Here is a 3,757-nt window from a genome sequence, read left to right on the forward strand (position 1 = left end):
GCCCGGGGGGAGCGCCAGCTTGGGAGGCGTTTGAGCGCCGCCTGGAGGTCCCGATGTCGCTGTTCCGATTCGCCTGTGCCGGGGTGCTGGCCCTGACGGCGTGTGCCTCCCCGGGCACGTCGTTCGAGGACGTGATGCGCCGCACCCAACCCCTGACGCCGAAGCGGCCGGATCCGATGACGTACGGCACCCGGCCGGAGAACCCCGTGCGCGTGGGCTGGGGTGACAAGGGCGTCAGCGCGTACTTCGGGCTGTTGCGAGGGCCCCAGGGGCAGCCCGTGGCGTGGCGCCGCATGGGGGACTGCTGCGAGTTCACCCAGGTGGATGGCCAGGGCACCGAGAAGGGCAAGCTGTCCATCTTCGAGGTGACGTACGAAGGGTTGGACACGCCCGTGGTGCTCTACGTGGATGCGTACACCGGGGGCTCCGTGTACGCGCCCTGGGGCTTCGTGCTGAAGGGCGGGCCGGACGCGCCCGCCGCGCCGCCCGGGACGGAGCCGGACATCATCGAGCTGTGACGGTTCCCCCTTCCTGGAGCGCGGCACCGTGCCTAGATGCAGGGGGACGGAAGCGGGCCGGAGCTCGGAAGTGGGGTGCGTGCGCGCCCTTCGGAGCGGACAGGCAGGCGTGAGGTTTCGGGGGGCGTGATTATCCCCGGGCCGGGGCCGTCACGCTGGAAAGTGGAAGTTTTCCCGCCGAGGAAGGGCGTCCGGGTCCCCATGGGGGATGCGGCCCACCCGGCGCTGCGCTAAGCGTTCGACCGCTCTCCCGACGGAGGAGGAACCGTGGCGGCTGTGAAGAAGAAGCGTTGGCCCTATGTGCTGGGGGGCATCGTCGTCCTCCTGATCGCCATCGTGGCGGTGGTGCTGTGGCGGCTGGACGCCATCCTGCTGAAGACGGCCCGTGACCAGGCGGCCACGTACTCGCAGAAGCTCGGGCGCCCCATCACGATTGGCGACATCTCCACGAAGCTCTTTCCCCAGGTCGGCGCGCAGATTGAAGACGTCGTCGTGGGCCCCGCCGAGGGTGAAGACCTGCCGCTCGCGGAGCTGAAGACGGTGGACGTGCGGGTGGCGGCGATGCCGCTCCTGTCCTCGCGCGGCAAGGACATCCAGGTGAAGAACGCCGAGGTGTCCGGCCTCACGGTGAACGTCATCCGCCTGGCCGACGGCACCACCAACGTGCAGCGGCTCCAGGAGAAGCTGGCCCAGCAGCAGCCCAAGGAGGAGGCGCCGGAGGAGGAGTCGAAGCCCACCGACCTGTCCGGCGTGCACGTGGAGCGCGCGGCGCTCACCGACGGCACCATCCGCTTCGTGGACCGCGCGGGCGGCGCCCAGGCGCGCGAGCTGGCGGTGCGCGACCTGGACATCGAGGTGAAGGACCTGCGCGTGGGCCAGCCGCTGAAGGTGGACCTGGCGGCGGCGGTGCTCGCGGAGAAGCAGAATTTGAAGATGACGCTCCAGGCGGCGCCGCTGCCGGCGACGCTGGTGCCCACGCCGGAGCAGGTGACGCTGAAGGCGGACCGCATCGACCTGTCGCCCCTGGGGCCCTTCCTGCCCCCGGACGTGGGCTTCCAGGCGGGCACGCTGGACGCGGACTGGAAGGCGGACCTGGGCGGCGCGGTGCCCGGCGGCAAGGGCCCCACGAAGCTCGTGGGCGTCATCAAGGCGCTGGGGATGAAGTTCGCGGGCGCGGAGGGCGGCAAGGCGCTGGACGTGGTGCTCGACACGGACGTGACGGGCGACATGGCCACGGGTGACCTGGCGCTGGACAAGCTCAAGCTGGACCTGGGCCCCGCGGCCATCACCGGCAAGGGCAAGGTGAAGGGACTGCTCACGGACAAGCCCGCGGTGGAGGGCTTCGAGCTGGTGGGGCGCAACCTGGATCCGGCCGTGCTCGCCGAGTACTACCCGCCCCTGAAGAAGCAGCTCAAGGGGATGATCGCGGGCCCCATCGGGTTGGACGTGCGCGGCAGCGGGACGCAGGACGCGCAGGCGCTCAACATCGCGGTGGACCTGACGCCGGTGCGGCTGCGCGTTCCGGATCAGCTGACGAAGGAGGCCGGCGGCGCGATGAAGCTCAACGCCCAGCTGGCGGGCGCGGCGGCCAGTGGCGGCGCGCTGCGCTTCGACGCGAAGGCGGACCTGGACGGCGTGGACATGCGGCCGGGCCTGCTGGTGAACAAGGCCCCGGGGCAGCGGCTGGGCGTGGCCGCGGTGGGCACGTACGCGCCGGCGAAGACGGGCAGCGGGATGACGGTGAACGTCACCAGCATGACGCTGCACGCGCTCGAGGACACGATGACGGGCACCGCCACGGTGGCCCTGGCGGGCACGGGCAAGAAGGCGACGACGACGTTCAAGGCGAACGTGAAGAGCGCCCGGCTGGATGCGGAGAAGTTGTTGATGAGCGAGGAGCAGGTCCTGGAGCGCACCGGAGGCAAGCCGCCGCCGGAGCCGCCGGCGGCGGATGCCTCGCGCTTCAACGGCTACCGGGGTGACATCCAGTTCGCCATCGCGTCGCTGCGCTACACGGCGATGGACCTGTCCAACGTGACGGGCGTGGTGAAGATGGTGGACGACCTCATCACGGTGGAGAAGTTCTCGACGGGCATCTACGGCGGCAAGGTGGTGGCGGACGGGACGACGATCCGCCTGGGCCCGGCGCCGGAGGCGCGGCCCTTCTCCGCGAAGGTGCAGGTGCAGGGCCTGGAGGTCGCGCAGGCGCTGGCGGCGCGCACGCCGAAGCAGGTGCTGACGGGCAAGTTCAACGGCAACGTGGACGTGCAGGGCGTGGGCTACACGATGGACAAGCTCCAGCAGACGCTGCTGGGCGGCATCAGCGGCAACCTGCTGGAGGGCACCTTCCTGGGCAAGGACCTGGTGTCGTCCGCGACGGGGCCGCTGGCCAAGGCGCTGCCGTTCGCGAAGGCGCTGAAGAGCGGGGACGTGACGTCGCTGGGTTCGGATCTGCCCTTCAGCGTGACCATCAAGAACGGCGTGGCGCAGCTGAGCAAGCCCATCACCTGGACGCGGCCGGAAGCGGGGATGAGCTTCGACGGCGGCATCAAGCTGGACGGCACGCTGGATTTGACGGGCGGGATTTCGCTGACGCCCGCGACCATCAAGACGCTGACCGTGGGCAAGGTGACGCCGAAGGAGCCCATCCCGGTGGGGTTGAAGCTCACGGGCAAGGCGTGGAGCCCGGAGGTGACGGGCATCGACGTGAAGCCGGCGGCGACGACCATCCTGAAGCTGGCGGGCGCGTCGGTGGCGGGCAACCTGCTGGGCGAGAAGGGCAAGGCGGTGCAGGACGTCATCACCGGCGGCCAGGACAAGGCCAAGGCCGAGGCGGAGGCCCGCGTCAACGAGGAGAAGAAGAAGCTGGAGGAGCAGGCCCGCGCCGAGCAGGAGAAGGCGAAGCAGCGCGCGGCCGAAGAGGCGAAGAAGAAGCTCAAGGGCATCTTCGGCGGCAAGTAGCCCCGAGGCCCGGAAGTGACCCACGCCGCGAAGCTCCGATGCGAGCTTCGCGGCGTGGCTGTTTCAGGGGACAGCGCTACTGCGTGGCGTCGCCGCGCGCGCCCCAGCCGCCACCGGCACCACCCACCGGCCCACCGCGGGGACCACCGCCGCGCGGGCTCGCGTCCTCACGGCGCATCTCCTGGTACTTCGTCAGCTGATCCGCGCTGAGGACCTTCTGCATCTCCTGGTCGGTCTGCGTGCGCAGGTCGCGCATCTGCCGGCGGACGTCCCGGCCC

At 70.5% G+C, this 3,757-nt stretch carries 2 protein-coding genes and 1 pseudogene; 2 read left to right on the forward strand and 1 reads right to left on the reverse strand.

What is annotated here, in order from left to right; all coding sequences use genetic code 11:
* The first annotated feature begins 53 nt into the window (after window positions 1–53).
* Together D7V97_RS41085 and D7V97_RS41090 are read left to right on the forward strand one after the other, a co-directional pair.
* Complete coding sequence (locus D7V97_RS41085) at window positions 54–518, forward strand: fibril protein (protein WP_120615997.1); 465 nt, start codon at window positions 54–56, stop codon at window positions 516–518.
* A 267-nt stretch (window positions 519–785) separates the two neighbouring features.
* Window positions 786–3,479, forward strand: a complete 2,694-nt coding sequence (locus tag D7V97_RS41090) for an AsmA family protein (protein ID WP_120615998.1) — start codon at window positions 786–788, stop codon at window positions 3,477–3,479.
* Between the two features lie 76 nt (window positions 3,480–3,555).
* On the opposite strand, the pseudogene D7V97_RS45075 reads toward D7V97_RS41090, so the two are convergent.
* Window positions 3,556–3,757: pseudogene (locus tag D7V97_RS45075) on the reverse strand (hypothetical protein); the annotation flags it as partial.

The sequence above is a fragment of the Corallococcus sp. CA053C genome, from assembly GCF_003611675.1.
Taxonomy (GTDB): Bacteria; Myxococcota; Myxococcia; order Myxococcales; family Myxococcaceae; genus Corallococcus.

Bases quoted from the DNA above. Each gene is read 5' to 3' on its own strand.
- D7V97_RS41085 (WP_120615997.1), top strand. From the start codon at position 54: ATGTCGCTGTTCCGATTCGCCTGTGCCGGGGTGCTGGCCCTGACGGCG.